The 20,740-nt window shown below is 60.3% G+C and carries 14 protein-coding genes; 5 read left to right on the top strand and 9 right to left on the bottom strand.

Annotated elements, in window-relative coordinates; all coding sequences use genetic code 11:
• Window positions 1–47: 47 nt before the first annotated feature.
• The 6 genes from SH292x_RS10585 to SH292x_RS10560 all read right to left on the bottom strand — a co-directional run bounded on the left by SH292x_RS10585 (window position 48) and on the right by SH292x_RS10560 (window position 7,679).
• The gene (locus tag SH292x_RS10585; protein ID WP_442485580.1) at window positions 48–1,382 is read right to left on the bottom strand and encodes an O-antigen ligase family protein; all 1,335 of its coding nucleotides are present in this window, start codon (window positions 1,380–1,382) and stop codon (window positions 48–50) included.
• Entirely contained in the window at window positions 1,383–2,696 is a 1,314-nt protein-coding gene (locus SH292x_RS10580; RefSeq protein WP_442485579.1) for a lipopolysaccharide biosynthesis protein, read from the bottom strand.
• A gap of 56 nt (window positions 2,697–2,752) precedes the next feature.
• The gene (locus SH292x_RS10575; protein WP_442485578.1) at window positions 2,753–3,481 is read right to left on the bottom strand and encodes a CpsD/CapB family tyrosine-protein kinase; all 729 of its coding nucleotides are present in this window, start codon (window positions 3,479–3,481) and stop codon (window positions 2,753–2,755) included.
• Between the two features lie 60 nt (window positions 3,482–3,541).
• Window positions 3,542–5,095, bottom strand: coding sequence for a GumC family protein (locus SH292x_RS10570; protein ID WP_442485577.1), 1,554 nt, complete (start codon window positions 5,093–5,095; stop codon window positions 3,542–3,544).
• A gap of 57 nt (window positions 5,096–5,152) precedes the next feature.
• Window positions 5,153–6,523 carry a glycosyltransferase family 4 protein gene (locus tag SH292x_RS10565; RefSeq protein WP_442485576.1) on the bottom strand — a complete coding sequence of 457 codons (1,371 nt, stop codon included), beginning with the start codon at window positions 6,521–6,523 and terminating at the stop codon, window positions 5,153–5,155.
• Window positions 6,524–6,599: 76 nt separating this feature from the next.
• Entirely contained in the window at window positions 6,600–7,679 is a 1,080-nt protein-coding gene (locus tag SH292x_RS10560) for a sugar transferase (RefSeq protein ID WP_442485575.1), read from the bottom strand.
• 392 nt (window positions 7,680–8,071) lie between these two features.
• Here SH292x_RS10560 and SH292x_RS10555 point away from each other — a divergent pair, with 392 nt between their 5' ends.
• Window positions 8,072–8,935: a GGDEF domain-containing protein gene (locus tag SH292x_RS10555; protein ID WP_442485574.1), complete on the top strand. Its 864-nt coding sequence runs from the start codon at window positions 8,072–8,074 to the stop codon at window positions 8,933–8,935.
• 41 nt (window positions 8,936–8,976) lie between these two features.
• On the top strand, window positions 8,977–9,702 hold the full coding sequence (locus tag SH292x_RS10550) for a 3-keto-disaccharide hydrolase (RefSeq protein ID WP_442485573.1): 726 nt from the start codon (window positions 8,977–8,979) through the stop codon (window positions 9,700–9,702).
• Between the two features lie 3 nt (window positions 9,703–9,705).
• On the opposite strand, the gene SH292x_RS10545 is transcribed toward SH292x_RS10550, so the two are convergent.
• On the bottom strand, window positions 9,706–10,686 hold the full coding sequence (locus tag SH292x_RS10545; protein WP_442485572.1) for a glycoside hydrolase family 43 protein: 981 nt from the start codon (window positions 10,684–10,686) through the stop codon (window positions 9,706–9,708).
• A gap of 314 nt (window positions 10,687–11,000) precedes the next feature.
• Here SH292x_RS10545 and SH292x_RS10540 point away from each other — a divergent pair, with 314 nt between their 5' ends.
• Complete coding sequence (locus SH292x_RS10540; RefSeq protein WP_442485571.1) at window positions 11,001–12,224, top strand: substrate-binding domain-containing protein; 1,224 nt, start codon at window positions 11,001–11,003, stop codon at window positions 12,222–12,224.
• Here SH292x_RS10540 and SH292x_RS10535 read toward each other — a convergent pair.
• Entirely contained in the window at window positions 12,221–13,486 is a 1,266-nt protein-coding gene (locus SH292x_RS10535; protein ID WP_442485570.1) for an aldose 1-epimerase family protein, read from the bottom strand. The two genes, SH292x_RS10540 and SH292x_RS10535, sit on opposite strands and share 4 nt — an antisense overlap.
• Window positions 13,487–13,978: 492 nt before the next feature.
• Between SH292x_RS10535 and SH292x_RS10530 the strand changes: the two genes are divergently transcribed.
• Window positions 13,979–14,932 (top strand): dockerin type I domain-containing protein, encoded by a 954-nt coding sequence (locus SH292x_RS10530; protein WP_442485569.1) that lies wholly within the window; start codon window positions 13,979–13,981, stop codon window positions 14,930–14,932.
• 54 nt (window positions 14,933–14,986) lie between these two features.
• Here the strand turns inward: SH292x_RS10530 and SH292x_RS10525 are convergent, their stop codons facing one another.
• Window positions 14,987–15,319, bottom strand: coding sequence for an HU family DNA-binding protein (locus SH292x_RS10525; RefSeq protein ID WP_442485568.1), 333 nt, complete (start codon window positions 15,317–15,319; stop codon window positions 14,987–14,989).
• A gap of 666 nt (window positions 15,320–15,985) precedes the next feature.
• On the opposite strand from SH292x_RS10525, the gene SH292x_RS10520 reads away from it, so the two are divergent.
• Window positions 15,986–20,689 (top strand): outer membrane protein assembly factor BamB family protein, encoded by a 4,704-nt coding sequence (locus SH292x_RS10520; protein WP_442485567.1) that lies wholly within the window; start codon window positions 15,986–15,988, stop codon window positions 20,687–20,689.
• Window positions 20,690–20,740 lie beyond the last annotated feature (51 nt).

The following is a 20,740-nucleotide window of genomic DNA, read 5'->3' as shown; positions in this document are numbered from 1 at the left end:
CGAAACTCGTCCAGCCCGAATGGACACACGGCCAGCCGCATCCTGTGTTAGCTTGTGGCTTCATCGACGTCCTCCTTCGGGCGGAGGCCCCCCGCGACGAAAATTCCAATGGCAATCGAAAGCCCCTCGATACGGGCCGCCGAGCATCCGGCCTCGGTGATGCCATGCATGAAAGCGTAGGCAATGAGCGTCGCGAATAGCGCGTAAGCGGTCACCTGGGTTTGGCGATAGGTGTTCACCAAACGAGTGGTGGCGAGCACAGCGACAGCCAGGCCAATGGCGAGACCGACCATGCCTTGTTCGAGAAGCGTGTTAACGTAGACCGAATGGGCGTCGGTGGGATACCAGTTGGCTTCGGCGGCGACATCGATCCGGCGCTCGGCGGTCCAAAAGGCTTCGTAGCCATGCCCATGCAACGGCTGGGCAAGCACGTCCCCCCACACGGCTTGCCACACGGGAAGCCGGCCGGTGAGATTGCCCACTTGCTCCTGGCGACCCATGGTCGCCGCGCCACCCATGGCGCGTTTAAGTTCGTTGCCACCCACAGCCCAAGCGAAAAGCACCACCGCCGCAATCGACACGATGCCCGCCCAGAATCCGACGAGGCGTTTCGAATCGAGGCCGAGCGACCACTGAATCAGCGCAGCCGCCAGGAACACGCCCGCGGCGGTGCGGCTTTTGGTGAGGTACAAAGCAGTGAGGCCCACGATGATCAGCATCCACATCAGCGACTTCCGCTCGCCCGCCTTCAAGAAGGCAATCGCTGCGAGGACCATGAACGCGGCGTGGACCGCCACCATATTGGCGTGCATGCCACCCTTAAGTCGGTAATCCCCTTGCCAAGGTGTTAAGTGTCCGCCGGCGAGCTCGCTCAGGAGTGCGGTAGCAACCGACGTGGTGCATATCACGAGCACGAAGAACATCGCTTGATTGGCTGGATAACAACGCGCGACGCCGAAGGCGGTCATCAAGATCACGCTCAAACGGATAAGTTCGCGCAGGGTTACCGAGGGCTCGATGGACCACAGCAGGGTGGTCGCGGCCCATCCCAAGCCCGCGAGGACCAGCCAGCCAATCGCGTTGAAGTGGTAGGGCCGGTAGGGCGTTCGCACGCAAGCCAGGTAACCGCCGAGCAGCGCGAGGACCGCGAAGCATATTTTCTTCTGCGGCGTGCCGACTTCGACTTGGCCTTCGCTGTCTTCCTGCGTGTTAAGCGACTCGGTGGTGACTTTGAACTCGTAGGTGTCAACGCCCACTTCGATGGCGTCGTGATAGATACCGACCACGGCCGCAGCAACGGCCAGTGCCATGCCCCAAGGCATTACCCACCGCGTCGCCGCGGTGCGTACCATCGAACCTGATTGGAGGGACAGGGCTGTCATCTATTCGCGACTCACGGTAGTGAAGAGCACCCAAGTCACGATGAGCGCGACAACCGATTGCACGGCGATCGTCCATCCAATGCCCGCTGCCCCCTGCCACCACACCAGCGGAATGCCTGGGAGGAGCACCACCGCCATCTTCAGAATCGAGACGGCGAAGAGAGCCCGTCCTTGTTCAAGCGCCATCTGCGCGGCTTCGATTGGAATGAGCACGCCTTGCAAGCAGTAGCCAAGCGTAACGGCGCCTATGACGTATCGTGACGCGAATTCGGATTCGAACAGCAGGACCACAAGCTGCTCGCCAACCAGGGTGATCGCGGCCGTGGCTGCGAGCGCGATCACCATTGCGGCCGCGGTCCCACGCCACGCAAACTTCACCAACCCCGCGCGGCCTTGCTCGGCAAAAACACGTGCGGCCAGACTGCGCGAGAACGTGGTCGCGGCTACGAATAGCGGGTTGATCAAGCTGACGATCAGGTAGGCTGACGCAAAGGTTCCGACTTCGCGGATGCCATGGTATTGTGCGAGCATCGCCCGCAGGATGAGGTCGCATAGCAATATGGCGACCGACACCGCGAGCAGCCAGCTACCAAAGCGAAGGTTGGACTTGAGATGCAGCTTTACCAGCTTCCAGTGCACTGCGAGCCTAGGCCACTCCACGACGTACCAAATCGCGGTGAGCCCCGACGCGGCCGCCATCGTGAGCAAGGCCGTCGCGAAGTTCAGAAGTTCGTAGTGCCAGAGCGCGAGCAACGCTCCCAATTGGACAAGACCAATGGGTACGTCAACCGCCAAGAGCTCGTGACCGCGAAAGTCGGCAATCGAAGTTCGACGCGCGTGTTCGCGGATCGTCGCGGCCAAGAGCAGCGGCGCCAGCGTTAGCATCAGCATTGGGATCCATGCTGGAATCTCCCACACCAGGCCCAGAAGCTGCGTAACCACAAATGCCAGCGTCAGCACAACGGCTTGCAGAACGCCGACCAAGATCGCCAGCATCGCTGAGCTTCCGGCGTAGCGTTTGATCGCCGCGGGGCCCATATGAACCACGCGGGCCGCGTACGGACTCCACACCAGAGAAGTCGGAATGCCCATCGCTCGCCACAGCATGGTCGTGCCGAACGAGAATACACCCAGCTCTTCTTTGGAGCAGGCGCGCCCCACGATCACCGTAGTGATCGCGCTCACGAGGCTCACTACCATTTGATCGCCAAGCGTAAACGCCGCCTGCACCCAAGACCGGGAGAGCCGACGTTTGGACTGCACCTTCGGCGGCGAATCGCACGCAGTCGCCACGCTAACGGGTGCAGTACTCAATGGATCAACGTGGAGAAAGAAATGGTGCAAGAAAGAAGAAGTGGCCGGGGAAACGCTTATAGCCAACGATCCAGCCAAGCGGGGACGTACGACCGTTTGCGATTCAGCACGGATCCGACCACCGGAACGCTATCGAGTTTCAATTGCTGGACAGCCGCCTCGGCGTCACCGCGGCGAGTAAGATCGGCTTCGGCGACCAACAGCACGCCATCGCACTGTCGGGCGAGGAACAGCGACGGGCCCAACTTGCTCGCTTCGGGGAGGTCCACCACCACGGCCGAGTAACGCTCGCGGAGCTCGTTGACCAAGTTCTGGAATGCGGCGGGCTGAACGCCCAATTGATCTAGCATGCCAGCGCGACCAGCGGCCAGCAGGTCAAGTCCAGCGTGCTTGGTTGCCTGTACCGCATCCGCGACGGGTAAGTTATCGACCAACACTTCCGCCAAGCCGGGATTCTTCTTCAGCCCAAACAGCCGCTCGGCTTTCGGGCGGTATAGGTTGGCATCGATGAGCAGCACGGGACCATCCACTTGGGCGACTAGTCGCTGCGCAAGATTGGCAGCCACGGTGGTCGAACCTCCGCCGGCGGCGACCGCCACGACCCCAAACATAGCCGCGACGCCACTGGATGCCTCTAGTTGCGGCTGCAGGCGCCATGCGAGGGTGTCGTAATCATCGAGCGCTGCGTTACGACGTAAAGAGCGGCGCGCGGGGCTGAACTGCTCCAGCGACGCACGATCGTCGACACTCGTTACGGCCATCGACTGTTCGGTAGAGGTGGACATCAGGAGGATACTCTAGAAGGTAGCGGTAGTCGGAGTGTTCGTCTTGGTAGCGGCATCGAGTCAGGTCGCCAGGGCAGCGGTGGCACGCGACGACTCGCGAATCGTGGCGAGCACCGGCACACCGGTTAGCTCCGCCAGTTCGGTCTCGTTGTGCAAGCGGTTGTTGAGTCGCTCGCTGGCAACGACGACTGCCCCCGTACCCGCAGTGGCTAGGAACAACGAAGCGAGCAGCACCAATCCCTTGGACGGGCTCACCGGCTTTTCCAAGAGCAGTGGCTCCTGCGAAATGCTGATGTTTGAGATGCGCTGATCTTCGAGGGCTTGATCTATGCGAGCCTGCTCCAGATTCTCGGCGTATTGATAAAACTCACGCTCGCGTAGCGTCACTTCCCGCTCCAGCTCTTCAATGCGAAGTTCATTCGCATTGAGGGTCTTCAGGTCCTGGAGCACCAACTGCAGTTGAGCGTTGAGCGTTTCGAGCCGCGACTCGTGCCCCGCGATGGCAGTTTGCTGTTCGCGAAGCTCTAGCGACAACTGCTGGTGGATGGGATTGATGTCGTCGACGGTCTCCTGTCGCTGGCTCTGCTGCTGGTCCAACACCTTCTTGGCGTCTTCGAGCTGCCGGCTGACGGCAACCACGCGCGGATGTTCGTCGCTGTAGCGCGACGAGAGCTCGGCCTTCAGCACTTGCAGGGAGTAAAACTCTTGGTTCAGCAGGTCGGCGCCTTCGTTTGGCTTGGTGGTTCGCGAGGTGGCGACGCGTTCGGGCAAGTCGTCCAGTTGCTGACGAAGGTCAGCGGCACGGGCCTGGGCACCAGAAAGTGCTTGCTCGGTACCGAACTTCTCGCCCTCAATCGATTGCACCTGTTCTTCCAGCGTGCCACGCCGACCGGCGATCGACGCGATGCCCATTTCGTCCTTGGCCTCGCGGACCGCCAAGGTGGCGGCGTCGAGCTGTTGGCGGAGACTATCGCGCTGCTCTAAGAAGAACGCCTGCGAGCTCTGATTCCGATGAACGCGGGCGTGCTCTTCACGATAGACTTCAATCAACTCCGTGAGAATTGTCTGCGCCAGGTGCGGCGAATCGGCCTCGATCTCGACTTCGATCGCGGTCGAACCTCGCTCAGTCTCGACAACAAGCGAGTTCTCTAGCTCGATGATCGCCTCTTCTCGCTTCGTAATCGGATCGAGATCCTTGATGGCTCCAGCAAGTTGGCCGACGGTGGCGCCCATCAGTTGCCCGAATAGGCTCGGCTCGCTGGACGTTTCGTCGCCCTCGCCGAGCACCAATTCGGGGGTCAGGCGATCCACTGTCTTACCCAGAACGCCGCGGCTCGTCAGCACGTCGAGCGCAGATTTCACTTCGTCGTCACGACCGCTCTGCTGCAGGGCGATGGTCTTTCCGGTGGTTGCCGTGGGATCGATGCCCACCGACTCGCGCCCCACCTGCAGGAACATGATTGCTTCGGAGTGGTAGGTCCGCGGAAAGAACATAATCACCGTGACCGCCGCCGCGAGCGCGAAGAGCGGGATGAGGACCACCTTCCAACGATGGCGAAACACGGTTTCGACGATCGTGCGTGGCAGGCTATGGCTGGTGGAGTAGTGCGACATGGTTCGCTCGGAAGGGAGGACGCGTGAGCGGCAGGTGGGGGGTAGCGCCCGAATACGTTATCGGGTGGTGGAGGCGAGCAAATGGCTCGTCAACGACTCGACGGCGTGCTTCGTGGCAGGTTGGACAAGGGGAACGGTGTCGTGTGCAGGGACGGTGGCGAGAACGCGCTGGTACTCTTTCTCCATCCGGGCTGCGAGCACACTCCACTGAAATTGATTGGCTCGCTCTTGCGATGCCAAGCTCTTCTGGATCCATAACCCGGGATCCGACCCAAGGGTGACAATCGCAGCGGCCATGTCCTCGGCGACTTGGGCGGGCGAGCGGACGGCGATCTGCATTGCGGAGTCCGGCGACATGATATCGGCGGCCCCTTGATGGTCGAGTCCTATGATCGGCGTGCCAGCGGCGAGGGATTCTAAGAGCCCCGTCCCCGAAGTATCACGTAGGCTGGTGAACATGAACGCGTCGGCCCACGAGTAGTAGGGCAGGGTGTCGGCGTACTCAGGCCAACCAACCCAGCGAATGCGATCGGCCACTCCAAGCCGCTCGGCTTGACGACGCCAACCATCGTGACTTTGGCCAACGCCGAGTACCGTGAGTTCGTAATTGAAATCTTTGGGCAACTTGGCGATCGCCCGAGTAAGGAGCGGAAGGCCCTTCCAGGTGCGTTGACGTCCCGCCCACAACAACCGCATCGGTCGGTCGCCTGTTGGCGGCTCGCGCCGCTCGGCGAGCGGAGCGCCGATGCCCGTCTCGAGCATCACCTTCGCTTCGATGCCCAAATGCCGAGAGAGATCCCGCTGCGCGGCGTGGCTAGCGGCGAACACCGTAGTCGCCGAGCTGGCAGCGCGGCGAATGCGGCGGCTAATGTTCAGTTGCCACCAATTGACAACGGCCCGCGTGACTTCGCGCGTTCCGCCCATCAGATCGCACTGCGAAAGAAACCTCGCGGGCAGGTTGTGCGTGCCACCGATGGGACCCCAAACGAACGGAATCCCAAGCCGCCAGGTTTCGCCCGGTTCGCGGAAGCTGCAGAAGTTAATCTGGTGCACTAAGTGGAAATGGTGCTTGCGATGTAGTTGCCGCGCGACGCGAAGAGCTTGCCGCTGCCACAAACGGTAGCGTTGCCAAAACAGGTCGAACGTCTCGTCGCAAGCCGACCCCAACCAGCAGTTGGGCACCGCGACGAAGTGAATTCGGGACTGCGGCTGCTCGTCGGCAGCGTACTTCGTCAAAGTCTCAGACGGAGTGCGACCGCTGTGCAGCACCCACACTTGGTGATTCCGCGCGGCCTGCATCACCCGTTGCCAACCAACGCGCGACTCCATCGACTGATAGGGATCGCAGCAGTACGCCACCGCCAACAGCCTTCCCGATCGGGGAGCTGCTTTCGGAGCGTCTTGGTTGATAGTGAGAGAAGGCTGCATCAAGAACACTACGGAAATTCAGTATCGAGCTTGCATGGCACCGGCGGCCCAACGATGGTGCCGGAGGCTGCCGAGGCTAACGTGGTCCCTTGCCGAAGGCGATCGAAGGGACCGTCTGGGCAATCAGCACCAAGTCGTACCAAAGGGAGCGACGTCGGATGTACTGAAGATCCATTCTGATCCACTCGTCGAACGGCACAACATTTCGCCCACGAATTTGCCAAATGCACGTTAAACCCGGCATAACCTGCAAACGCCGTCGCTGCCAAGCGGCGCACTGGAGCGACTCGGCGGTGGGAAGGGGTCGAGGGCCAACCAGGGACATTTCGCCCTGCAAAACGTTCCATAGCTGGGGCAATTCGTCGATGCTGAGCTTTCTCAACCACCGTCCGACCCACGTGACGCGTGGGTCGTTGGCCAGCTTGAAGGCCGGGCCGTCTTGCTCGCTACGGTCCCGAAGCTCCCCTTGGAAATCGTGGGCCCCCACGCGCATGGTCCGCAATTTCAACATCATGAACCGCTTACCGCCTAGCCCTTCCCGCTCCTGCCAATAGAGCACGGGACCACGCGAAGTGCACTTAATAGCAAGCGCCGCGAGCAGCAGCGTGGGCATCGCCAAGAACAGACCAAACGATGCTCCCACAATATCGATCACCCTTTTGAGCGGGGACGATTTCAGCGCGAAAAACGCCTCGCTGGGGCTGGTAGTGGGAACACCGGAGCCCGAATCGCCGACGGGAGCGAGATCCGATTCATCTCCCTCGTGATTCGGATACAGCAAGACCTCGCAGCGGGGTCGATCGCTTCCCGGCACGTACGGCTCGCACAAATCGGCCGCAACTTTCCAGGCCCCCGACTCGGGTGTATCTGGTAACAGGATGCCGAACCGTCCGTCTTGCAATCGTCCGGCAGAGTCAGTAAGTCGCAGTCGCTCCTCAATGGACGAGGCAAATCGAGCACTCCCATCGCCAGCGGCTAACCGCGGCGGCAGATCGATGACGAGAACAGACAAGATCGACCCGTTGCGATCGACCCGCATCCGCTCGCAAAGCGCGGCCTGCTGAAACTCGTCGGGCGAAAGCAAAGTTCGCGCTGGTATACGGCTGGAGCTCGACATTCGCTTCGAGACACCATCTAGCCATGCAACCAAGCCCATAGTGGGAATCCTGTAAGCCTGTAGTCGAAAGATCGGATAGTCGGGAATGCTCAGGCGATTACGCTTCGGACATCCTCTCTGCGCACCGCATTCGCGAATGCACACCGGGTGGATGGCTGAGACTGTGGTAAACTGTAAGCAAGCGCACGGCGGGTGTTCGCCCTTAGGGACGAACGCAGTAGTTGGCGCCTGAAGAGCGGACTCGTCGGCAAGCGGCCTGGTAGGCAGGGCCCCCAATCAGGCCATTTGTGCTTGCTAGGATCGGCAGTCCGTTCGAGCCGATTATAATTCCTAGTAAAGATGTGTCGATTAGGCAGTTTAAGAAAAACGCACATATTCAAGACATCGGGGTCTTCTATCTGCCCCATCGCCGGTAAGGCACCCCCTCTTCCATGTATCTTCCGCTTCCCAACTCTACGGCATTTGCCCTCCTCGAAGGGGTGACCGACGCCTGCGCCGTGCTCCAACAGAAGGATGGCTTGTTGGTTTGGCAGAACTCGGCCTGGAGAGCCTGGGCAAGGTCGCTGGAGGAGCTCGAATCAGTCGCGAAAGGTACTCCGCAAACCTTTCTACAGAAACAACTTAGGGAGTTCGTGGAGCAGTCCGCGATGGTACCGTGCCGGAGGGTTTTCCGATGGCGGAGCGACGGTGCCGGCGCCTTCGAAACACCGCTACTGCTGCATCCCTACGAGGCCGATGGCCAGCAATTGGTTGCAGTCCTGGCATCGACGCCTCGCCCGCTTCTGAGTCTCGAAACGGATCGCGAACACCTCGTCCATCTCGACCCGCTGACGGGTTTGCCCGGTCGCGAGGCCATTGAAGCCCGCTTGCGGCAATTTACCCAGTCGCCGAGTTCCGCCCCTCCGTTTGCCCTGTTGTTCATTGATCTCGATGGGTTCAAGTCGGTGAACGATCGCTGGGGGCATACTGCGGGTGACCGCGTTCTGGCAGATGTTGCTTCCCGTCTCGCGGGAGCGCTCCGCGACCGCGACCTCATCGCCCGGTACGGCGGCGACGAGTTCGTTGCCCTGATCAACGAGATTGAGCGCCAAGACGAGCTCGACGCCGTGCTGGCTCGATTGCGGCACGCGGCGGAGCAGCCAGTGATTCACGACGGGAAATTGCTTCGGGTATCGGCCAGCATCGGTACGGCGCGCTCGACCGAGGGCTGGAGTTCGATCGCCGAGCTCATTAACACGGCCGACCGGCGCATGTATGCTGAGAAGCAACACGCGGCGAACGTCGCTGCGAGTTAATCGCTTCCCCGCACCATCCCGTGCCCCCGGTCGGAGTTCGCATGCGTCCTGTCAGCCTCTCATTGCCCTACCACGCGTGGTGCCTGGCGCTTTGCTTCTATGCCGTGGCTGCCCCCTCCGTCACCTTTGCTGAGGAGAAGGGATTCGTTCCCTTGTTCGACGGCAAGTCGTTCGATGGCTGGACATCCGCGCGAGGAAATCCGATCACGCGGGGATGGGAAGTGGAGGACGAGATGATCGTCTACACCGGGGGCGGCGGGTCCCTGTTTAGCGCAAAAGAGTATGGCGACTTCGAACTGCGTTTCGAATGGAAGCTCAGCAAGCGGGGCAATAGCGGCGTCAAATATCGCGTCGCGAAGTACAGCCCCGGCGTCTACGCAGACCCCGAGTGGCTCGGATATGAGTACCAAATCTGGGACGACGCCAACCGCGGTACTCCGGCCCACATGAACACGGCCTCGATCTACCTGCTGCAAGCCCCGGACGATCAAAAACCTATTAAACCCATTGGCGAATTCAACGAGTCGCGGATTGTGGCTGTCGGCTCGCGCATCGAGCACTGGCTAAACGGCGAAAAGGTACTTGAGGTCGACACGGACGATCCCATGTGGTGGGACCGCGTGGCTCAGACCAAGTTTGCTCCGGTGAAGAATGTGTTCCGCAATCCCAAGGGGCGTATCCAGTTGCAGGACCACGGCGACAAGGTCTGGTTTCGAAACCTTCGCATCCGCGAAATCGAGCCCGACAAAACCGCGGCGACACCGTAAAATCTAACGCTCAACGCGTTTCGAAAGCCGCTCGAACTCCGCCTTGCTAAGTGGCAGCACCGCGCCGTGTCGCACCGGGTGGAAGGGGAAGTTCATCGGTTCGCCTTCGACGAATTTTCCGGTGCGAAGGTCGTCGGTGTCGTACGGCTGATAGCCGCGACCTCGGGCGTAGTGGTCCAGCAGCAGCCGCCAGCGTGCGGGCTTGCCATCGCTCGCTGGCGCTACTTGGAAACAAGCCGGGCCTTCGTAGCCCGTCAGCTTCGATAACGAAAACCCTTCGATCTCCCGCCAGCCCTCCATTAACTGCGGACTGGTCTCCATCGTGATCGCCTTGTGCTTCTCGTCCTTGGTGAATCGATAGTAGGCATTGCCATCGTGAATGATCGTAGTGTCGATCACGGTGGTTGGCTTTTCGATGTAGACAAACGGCTCGCCGAACGACTTAAAGTCCTTGGTGTGAACTGCCCAGATGCGATGCTTGGCGAACTTATCCTCCGCCGTCTTCGACGCCCAGAACACCATATACTCGCCACGGTCAGCGTCCCACACCGCCTCGGGTGCCCACGCACAGCCGGCATCGTCGGGGGCCACTTTGACGAGCCGTGGCTCCGACCAGTTCACAAGATCCTCACTCTCCCAGATCAGAATCGACTGGCTGGCTTCCTCCTGCGCCCGTCGCCAGTCGTGATTGAGATGAATCGACAGGTCGGTCGCAATAACATAGACCTTGCTGCCATCCTGAGACCGGAGGAGGAACGGATCGCGAACGCCGCGCTCGCCGAGTTCGCTCACCAGGGTAGGTTCACCACCGTCGAGAGCCTGCCAATCCTGGCCATTCTCGCTTAGCAGGAAGTAAACCTGCTCGGTCATTGGCGAGCCTTCGCCGCGGAAGGTAGCAAACAAATAACCCGCCGGCGCCGAGCCGAGCGCGGGGGCCGAGAGACAGAGGACCAAGCCTAGCAGGAGTATTTTCATATTGGTCATAGTTGGTTAGCGGAGAGGTAGTTCCGTCACGGCAGGCGTTCCTATCCCAGTATATCCGTCACTCCCAAATAGCGTTTTGTGGAACGTGAAATGCCGAGAGTGATCGAAAATCGGAACTCGGCCCGCTGCTAGTGTCAACTTCTCGGAACCACGGGTTAAGATGCGAAATACCGCACGCAAGGCTGCGCGAATCCCGATCGTTTTCGCGCAACACTACTTTCTCCCGGCGTTTCTAGGACAGATCATTGGTTTTAATTGACTTCGTACCGCACTTACTACCCGCTCCGCCTTCCTCTAGCGACCCGGTTCGAACCATGATGGTTTCTGAGAGTTTACAGCGTTTAGCTGATTTACCCCGAGTAAATGGCAGCAAACAGATTGCTGTGCTCATTGAGTTCGACGACACCTGGGGGCGCAACGTCGTCGAGGCAATTGCGAAATTTGCGCACGATGCCGATTGGCAATTGCTGCTCGCTCCGCGTGATCAGGAGCGGCGGTTTCGCGTACCTCCGGGGTGGAAGGGCGACGGCGTGATCGCGAGCGTCCGAGATCCTTCGCTGAAAGACCACCTGCAAGCCGTTGGTTTGCCCACCGTCGACGTGGCGAACATGTACCCGAAGGAGAATTGGCTCGGCCGTGTTGCGACTAACGACTGCACCCGCGCGGCGATGGCCTTCGATCACTTCCGTACCCGTCAGCTGCAGCACTTCGCCATCTACTCACCAGCGATGAGTCGCTATCCGAGCGGCCGCTCCGAAGAGTTCCGTCGCACCGTCGAAGCAGCGGGCTACAAGTGCTCGACATTCCAATCAGCCCACGAGGACGAGTCGATTGTCGACCGCGAAGAAGTCGCCGCTTGGCTGTCGACGCTTCCGCGACCGGTTGGAATCTTTGCCTCGGACCCTTATCCGGCACGGCAACTCGCCGAGATTTGCGTTCGCTTTGGCTTCGACATCCCTGGCGGCATGGCAATTCTTTCGGGAGACGAGGACGAACTACTCTGCGGCGTACTGTCGCCGCGGATCTCCAGCATCGAGCTCGCCAGCCATCGCATCGGCTACGACGCCGCACGGATGCTGCACCAGATCATGACCACTGGCCAAGTTCCGAGCACGATCTCGCTACTCGACCCCCTCCGCGTGTGTGCTCGGCGCTCAACCGACCTTCTGGCGATTGACGACCCGCAGCTCCGAAACGTCGTCCAACTGATCTGGGATCGCGCCGCTGATGGCGTGCAAGTCACGGACTTGGTTCGTGCGGTGCCGATGTCGCGGCGCAAGCTGGAGCAACGCTTCCGCGAAGTCCTCGGCCGCACCCCAGCCGAGGAGATTCGCCGGGTGAAGCTCGAACGGGCACGACAAATGATCGTGACCACGACAACCAGCGTCGCCGCGATTGCCTTGTCGTGCGGCTTCTCAAGCGGACCCTACCTGACCCACGCCTTCCGCAAGCAGTTCGGCATCACACCGAGCGACCTGAGAGTGGGCCGGGAACCGGGCGCGGAAGTCGGCATGTCGGAACTCGTGAGCGCCAACTAGGCTTGAAGCTCTGACTTAAGGGATGTCGGCACTATTTTGCATTCGCAAGTTGCTTGAAGGTGTTCGATCTGTTCACGCACCTGAGCTACGGAGATGGCGCTGGGGTGCACCGTGAATCGAAGCGAGAATTCTCGCGACTCGCCTGGCATTAGCTTGGGCACTCGCCCCAACTGCCGCTCGACCTGCCGATTGTTGGGGTACCCTGTCCCGGGTTCGAGACCAACGACGTAACCATCAGCGCGGGCGACCGTGTTTTTCCAAATCGAAACGTAGGGGAGGCTGTCGGTTCGCCAACTGATGCTCGAACCAAGAGTTCCCTCGGCATTCTGCAGCAGTATCGCCGTGCGTCCTTGGCCATCGCCGACCGCTTCGGCCAGATACACTTGCTCGACAAAGTCGGCGTTGGGTGCTTCGCAGGTCTCCCAGCCTTTCAACGAGTTGGCGGCGTGGTCGGTCCAGGGCTGAAGATGCTTGAACGCGCCAACGACCTTTGCCCCTTGCTCGAGAATGGGATCGCCATAGTTGCAGTGGTAGATCAGCTGGAACTCCTGCGGTTTCGCCCCGACGTTGGTGATCACGTCTTTCACTTCTAACCACAGGCTGCCAGGTTCGGTCGAGATCTCGGTTTCCAGTCGCAGTTTCGCGCCGTGGTAGGAGTACTCGCACACGGTTCCGCGCAGCCGTAACGTATGGGGTGCCGTGTCGCCAACCGTAAACGTCACTCTCGAAGCGGGCGTGTTGCTGGTCTTACCGTGCAGCGTGCAATTGACTTTCGAAGTTCCTCCCGCGTCGGTTGTGAAGATGTCGACGCCCGGCTCGCCGGCGAACTCTAGGCCACATCGGCAGAGCCATTCTCCAAAGCCATCGAGCCAGCCAAGTCCGCCGCGGCTTTCGAGGTTCACAAAGCTGGGGTTCACCACTTCCTGGATTGGCGATTTCCAGCCAATGGGAAATGGCTCGTTGCCCTTCACCGCGAAGTACGTAATGCCCATACCGCGAGTTGGCGATACTCCGAACTGGATCGCGCCGTTATCGATGATGGCAAGCTGCGAACCCTGCTGCTTGCCGCCGTGAAGCGTAGTGAACTTCATCCACCAACCTGGGTCTTCAGCCTGCCCGAAGTCGTTGGACGACTTGTCGAACGTCGCCGATTCTACGTTCGTAGCGCTGTCGACAAGCGTAAACTCGGTGGCGTTGTGAATTGGCGCGCCGACCGCGGGCTCTAGGTGGGAGAGTTGCGTCAGATGGTGGAGATTGTTCATGGACGAGGCCGTTCACCATGCAGTGAGCGAAAGAGAAGGAGAAACCGTCGGGGCAGAGGACAGAATAGCCGTTTCCGATTGCCGTGGCGAGATGCGCGATCGCTGAGCAACCAAGTCAAAAACCGCGACCTCGCGGCTCTTCCCGCTTGGGTAAACCCTACTGATTCTAGGGAAATCCGCTCGCGAGAATCTTCGTCATTCGCGCAATAACCGCTTGCACTGCTGCTGGCAGCAACTCTAAAACGGACGTTAACTTGCAGGGCGGTACTAAATTGCTGTAATTGCCTGCGCAAGGTCCGAGATCGCCATTCCGACCATCGACCGGTCTCGCTACAGTTCGCCCCCAAATACCTTGTCTATGGCGCAACGGACGACTAGAGGAGAGCCTGTTCCGTGACATTAACCCCTTATCCGAGGCTAACAACGTACCTGCTCTATGGTGCCATGAGCTGGATCGGTCTATGGCCGTCGTTAAATGCAGCTTCTGCTCCGTTGCCTCTCGCACTCTACCACGCGGGGGATAATCCTGTCGCATGGTCACCGTCCATGTGGGCGTGGGACAATTCGTGGGGCGAGCGATGGGGCTCGGATCCGTATGCTTACAGCGTCACCGGAGCGGCCGGAGGTGGCGTTACGGCTTTACAAATTTCGGACCCGGTAACGAGCGGCGTCACGCCGTTCTATTACTTCACGCTGCCTGATGGTGAAGGTCTCAATCCGAATTACGTGAAGGCGCGTACAAACGGATGGTCGATGGAGACCCAGGCGCAGTACGTGAGCTCGACCGGCGGCGCCAACCAAGGACTGTCGGTTTTCTTCGATAATCGAGAATACTTGGTGCTTATGGACCGCGACGGCGCGGGCAACCTCCGTGGCTCGGTTCAAACTTCCCCCACCACGTACGCCAGCTACGTTCTTGCGCCCCCTGCGACAGCCAGCGATTATCACCACTACGAACTTCGCTACGATCCTGCGACGCAACTCGTGTCATTCCTGTTCGAAGGCTCCGTGAAGCACACTTGGCTAGGCATCGGAGGCAATCACGAGAATCGCTTTGCTTTCGGGTCCATCATCCCCAGTACGGGCGGGATCACCAACTTTCGCGAAACGAACACCTACATCCTCGCCCCCCCACCAACGCCGACGCAGCAAGGCGACTTCAATGGCGATGGTCTGGTGAACCTTGGCGACTACTCAATCTGGCGCGACTCGCTCGGCAGTACCACCCTGTTGAGTGCCGATGCGAATGGAAATGGCCGCGTCGATTCGCCCGACTACGCGGTGTGGAAGCAGAACTTTGGTGTGCGCCTCTCGGGAGGAGTTGCGGCGGCCACAGGAGAGTCAATACCCGAGCCAACGGCGCTTGCCCTCGTACTGCTTGCGGTAGGTGGACTGTATGCGCGTAAAAAAGGACCGGACTGCACCGATTGCAGTCCGGCCCTGTGAACGCTTGTGCGAGTTCGGTAGAAGCGCTACCGCCTTTAGAACTCGCGGGGTCGACTAACCGCCGACGATGTCCTTGAGACGCTTCAGCGGACGTACCTTCACCACGTTCTTGGCTGGCTTGGCGGCAACGTCCATGGTCTCGCCTGGCTTGAACGGATTGGGAACGTTCTTACGAGCTGGCTTGGCCGGCTTGTGCTGAACAACGACCTTGCAAATGCCGTGCAGCGTGAACGACTTCGGAGCACCGCGGCCGGTGAGGGCCTTCTCGATTTCCTCATTGAGGGCATCGAACACGGCGGCCACCTGACGCTTGGTCAGTTCGGTCTTCTCGGCAATGTTTGCAAACACTTCCGTCTTGGTAGGCGGCTTGGGAGCGGCTTTCGCCATGGGTCTTGTTCCTCCGAAAAAAGTCTGAAATACAGGGCTGGAAGGGTCGAGTAGGATCGTCCTCCGTTAACGAACGTGCTGATTAGAGCGCTCGCGTGGGAAAATTACAAGTGCGGAATGGGCCAAATACCTCGATAAAACTAGGTCTTTGTCGCACTCCCCGCCCGTATCACCCTCAATCCGAACACCCTCGAACAACGCGTCGTTGGAGGTTCATCCACCGTGACGACCTACCCATTGAACCCCTCCCACGAGGGGTGCGTGGACCGCTGCCTGTGCGGATACCTCGACTAGAGCCTAGGTCGTAAACTGCTGCGATCAAACGGCTTGGAGAAATGTCCAACGAAATTGACCACTACAATCAGCCCAATCAGAAGCACCGAAACCAGCCCGCCGGTCGAAGCGTTCGGCTGTACTACTTTTCCCGGATTTGAACGTCTCTTATCCGCGAAGCACCCTGAAATTGGCTTGCCGGGAAAGTAGGGTAGCGTTAAGCTCGCAACGGAAAATTCAAGAGAGCTTCGGGATTCGGCCCGCCCGCGATGCGATTGGAATCCGCGCCGCGAGCGAGCAAGGAAGTCGCCCAATCCTCCGTCCGTCGGTATGATGGAGCGAGGGGTGGCGATGGCCAACCTTCCACCAGTCAGGCGTGACGGGGAGTAAAGGATGATGACCCGCTGCCACCCCATTCGTCGTCATGGACGCGACCACGATCGCCCGCAGCACTTGAATCCTCCGAACTTATCCCTGCCCCCAGCATCTTTCTTGCTCCGCGCACACTCCATGAGTTGGGTGGCGATGGTCCTGGGGGCGCTGTTTGCTTTCTCTGCCGCTACACCCACACGGGCGCAGTTTGGGCTGGAAGTCCCTACGCCCGCAGAGGAAGAGGGTGAAGAAGGCGCAAGTGAATCCAGCGATCTGCACTCGCTCTACTATTCGGCTCACCTACCAACCGACCGCCGCTTGGCCCAGGACTTGGAGCAGGCGGACCAGCTTTTCCAGACAGGACGGTTTAGCGAGGGGCTGCCGCTGGTCGACCGAGTTCTAGCGGCTACCGAAGACACCTTCCAACTCGCCCACCAACGCGAGTCGAACTCCGTTGCCACGAGCCTCAAGCTCGAAGCTCGGCGGCTGCTTAAGAAACTTTCGCCGGCCGGAGTCGCCGCGCTCGAGCTCGACCAAGGCGTGAAGGCACGGCGTGCACTAGACGCTGCGACTGCCTCGGGATCGCTCCAAGCGATTGCAAACGTCGCCGAGCGCTACCCTGTGACCGAGGCCGCTTCAGAAGCATTGTTGCTTCTGGCGCAAGCGGAGCTCGATGGCGGCGATTACGCATCGGCCGCCGCGATCTACGAGGAACTGCGAACTTGGCCCAGGGCACAGGCGGACCATGGCGCGCTGCTCGCGGTGCGGCTAGTGATGTGCAACGCCGCAGTGGGAAACAGCCGAGAGTTTCAGCGAGCCTCCGAGCAACTCAAGAAGCTCACGTCTCCTTCGATGCGATCGGAAGTTCAGCGACTAATTGGGAGTAGCAGCATCCAGCAGTGGTTGACCTCAGCCGAACAAGAGTCGGGAGTGCCCACGGCATCGCTGCCTAGTGACGCGTGGTTGATGGAGGGCCGAACGGCATCTCGCAATCCCCAATATCCGAAAGGCGGCATGCCCCATGTTTGGCCAGCGTGGGACGCGCGGACCGTGAAAGACTATCAACTTGCGTCGAAGCTCGAGGCCCGCGTCGACTGGCAAAACCGTCATGGCGTGGCGTGGGGGTTGGTTTCGAGCCCCGTAGCCGTGGGCAACTACCTCATCGCGCGGACGCCCAGCAACTTGGTGGCCATCGACTTCGAGTCGGGTCGTCGCGTGTGGGAGACTCGCAACGAATCGCTCGCCGCGGACGATAACACGATCAGCCTGCCCTACGAACAGAGCAATCAACAAAATGCCGTCTCGCTCGATGCCGTCGAGCAACGGATGTGGGTGGACTCGGTTTACGGCGCACTAAGCAGCGATGGCGACCGCGTGTACGCCATTCGCAACTTGGACAGCGCCCAGATGCGAGCGAACGTCAACTTCCGCGTCCGTATCCTGGGCCAGATGGGTGAGGAAATCGAAGAGCCTGGCAACACACTCACCGCCTACGACCTGCGTACTGAAGGCAAGCGGCTTTGGGAGATCACCGGCGAGAGCAATCCGCAACTCGCCGGCTGCTTCTTTCTCGGAGCCCCCATCTCGGTCGACGGCTCGCTGTACGTCCTTGCCGAGTTCAGCAATGCGATCTATCTCGTGCAATTGAACCCGGAGACCGGGGCACTCGAATGGAAACAGCCACTCGCGAATCTTGAGCGGAGCGTGATGTTCGATGTTGGCCGTCGGCTTTCGGGCGCGACGCCCACCTACTCGAACGGCTTGATCTTTTGCCCCACGGGTGCGGGCAGCGTGGTTGCGGTCGATCCTACGAACCGATCGCTTGCCTGGGCATTTCGCTATGAGGTCGACGAATCGCTTGCCAGCCGGGCCAACTTGGGGGTGCAGTATGGTGGATTTGGTGCCTATCAGCCGGCACTCATGGATCGCTGGCAGCGGAATCGCGTGATCGCCGTCGGCTCGTCATTGCTCGTTACATCGCCTGAATGCGAGCAACTCTATTGCCTCGACGCGACGACCGGTGCCAAGCGGTGGTCGTACGATCGTGGCGATCACGACTACCTCGCCGGTGCCACAGACGACCAAGTAGTGTTGGTCGCGAGCCGACACCTTACATTGCTCAACCTTGAAACCGGTAAGCCCGTTGATGAGCAGTCGCAGATCGACCTGCCGGAAGGGACGACCGTCGCGGGTCTCGGCGTGCTCGCTGGCGATTCCTTGATGCTTCCCCTATCGGGCAATCGGATTGCGGCTGTGGACCTCGCCGAGGGTAAATTCCAACAGGTCGTTACGCTTCGCGAGGGACAGTCGGTTGGAAATCTGGTGTACCATCGCGGCGCACTCGTCTCGCAGTCGCCCACTTCGCTCACACGACTCGATGAACTTGCCACGCTCCAAGAGCGACTAGCCAAGCTCGAAGCCGCGGGTACCAAGACTGCTGAGTCGCTGCGGATCCAGGGCGAACTGGCCTGGGGCGATGGCGACCTTGATCGCGCCATTAAGCTATTGCTCGATGCCTACCGCCTATCACCCGACGACGCGATGGTGCGACTGCGGCTCAATACGGCGCTCGTGGCTGGTCTGCGTCAGGACTATGCTCGCTACCAGCCCCATGCCAACCTGCTCGCCGAGCTTGCGACCGACACGCCGCAGCGACTTGAGTTGTTCCGGTTCTACGTCGATGGCTCGATTTCCAATGATCGTCCACAAGACGCCTACAACTATTTGAAAGAGATATTCGCGCTGGATGGCGAACGCCTCGTAGCAGTCAATGCCGAACACGAAGCTCAGCCCGAACGGTGGTTCGCCGCGCGTCTCTCCCAGGTATGGCAGCAGGCCGATGCCGCGCTTCGCGAAAGCATCGCCGCCGATGTCGAGCGGATGCGATCGGAGATCATGAATAAACCTGGCCAGAGTGATCTGTCGCGACTCGTTCGCTACTTCGGCCGAATTCCAGCGGGAGAAGAAGCACGCTTGGCACTCGCGCAGCAGTGGGCACAGGCCGGCCGTCTGGCGGAAGCGGAACTTTTGTTGCTCCAATCCCTGGGCACTCGTGCCGATAAATCGACAACTCCCTCGTGGGAGGAGGTCGTGGCACTGCTCCCCGCGATTTCGACCGATGGCGAGCTCGAAGCGAGTCTCGCCGCCACGGCAACTTGGCCGGATGGCCGCGTCGAAACGGACCTCGACATGGACCGCGGGCCTTCCACCAGCCCCAACATGGGCAGCATGAACATGCGGATGCGGTCGCGGGGCAACTCGCGACTACTGCTCGAACCCCGTTACTGCGGCGTGCCATGGGCCGGCCCCTCCACGCTAACCCTGGCCTTCGGCGCGCCCAATCAGCTCGTCGGCTGGAACAGTCGAGGAGAAGTCACGCATGGCGTTCAGCTTCAATTTGCCGCGATGCAGAACGTCAATCCTAACCTCAACATGAAGTGCCTTCGCTTTGGCCACTTCGTCGTGCTCAGCATGGGTACACAGGTCGCAGTGGTTGACCTGCGTTCCGGGCAAACCGAGCGAGGCCCCATGCTGTGGGCGAGCACACCCGATTTCAACAACGGCAGTCAGCGCTTGCGTGCCGTACAGATTGGTGGTCGTACCGTCATTCAGGCCGTGACGAACAGCGGCGCCGAATCCGAAGGCCCCGCCGGCGAGTTGTGCGCCGCCGCACCACTGGGAGTTGTGCTTCGAACGGGCGACCTACTCAAGTGCTACGACCCTGTCGATGGCGACATCCTCTGGCAGCGTCGTGGCATGCCTGTTAGCGGCAACGCGTTTGGCGACGCCGATCATCTGTTCCTAATCGCCGACGGCGAGGCAGAAGGGGTCGTGCTGTCGATGCTCGATGGTTCGACCATCGGAAAATGGAGCAATCCTGAAGGCAAGATGTTGATGCAGTGTGGCCGAAATTTGGTCGTCACGCTGTTTCAAGCGGGCAAGCGAGTCATCCGCATCATCGATCCCCTTGATGGCAAAGTGCTAGTCGAACGCGGTTATGCCGGCCCGACAAAGTACACGACGCTCGCGCCATTGCTTGTCGCAGCCATGGAGCCCGATGGTAAGTTCGAAGTGCTCGACGCACAAACTGGCGAAGTACGTTTTGCTCAGCAGCTTCTTCCCGAGCAAGGCCTCGATAGCATCTACGTTTCGCAGTCCGATAACGCACTGATTCTGGCGACCAACACGCGCAGTGCCGCCCAACACAATACGTCGGGCCATCAAGCCCTCGACAACGCTCCGATCGTCACGGGACACGTCTACGCGCTCGACGCCGAAACTGGCGAGCCGCAGTGGAATCAACCGGCCACCGTCGCCGGGCAGGGCTTCTGGTTGTTGCAACCCACGGACTCGCCCGTCCTGGCGTTCGTCAGCCGCTTCGAAGACCGGCAAACCAATCGCCAAACGGGCTACATGCGGGTACTCTGTCTCGACAAACGCACCGGGCGGAGCTTGGTTCGCGAGGACCGGTTGCGGGATGTCGACAGCCTGCCTTGGGTCATGCGAATCGATCAGTCGGCGGTCCCGACGGTGACCCTGGACCTGCGTCACACCGAGATCACGATGCGATTCACCGACACGCCCCGCCCGCCGGAGCCCGTTTCCCTGGAGGAGGTCGAAGGGGTGACCAAGAGTGCCGGCGCCGGACTATTTGGTATATTTAGAAGGTTATCCAGTGGTTCGCTGCCTCCACCAGCCGCTCCGCCCTTGGACGTTGACGACTAAATTGGACGGCGGACTAGAATAGTAGATTAGAATCGAGTGGTGGCGGCCGCA

It is taken from the genome of Aeoliella fuhlenseeensis (assembly GCF_052161615.1).
Taxonomy (GTDB): domain Bacteria; phylum Planctomycetota; class Planctomycetia; order Pirellulales; family Lacipirellulaceae; genus Aeoliella.
This window is presented reverse-complemented; position numbering and strand designations above follow the sequence as displayed.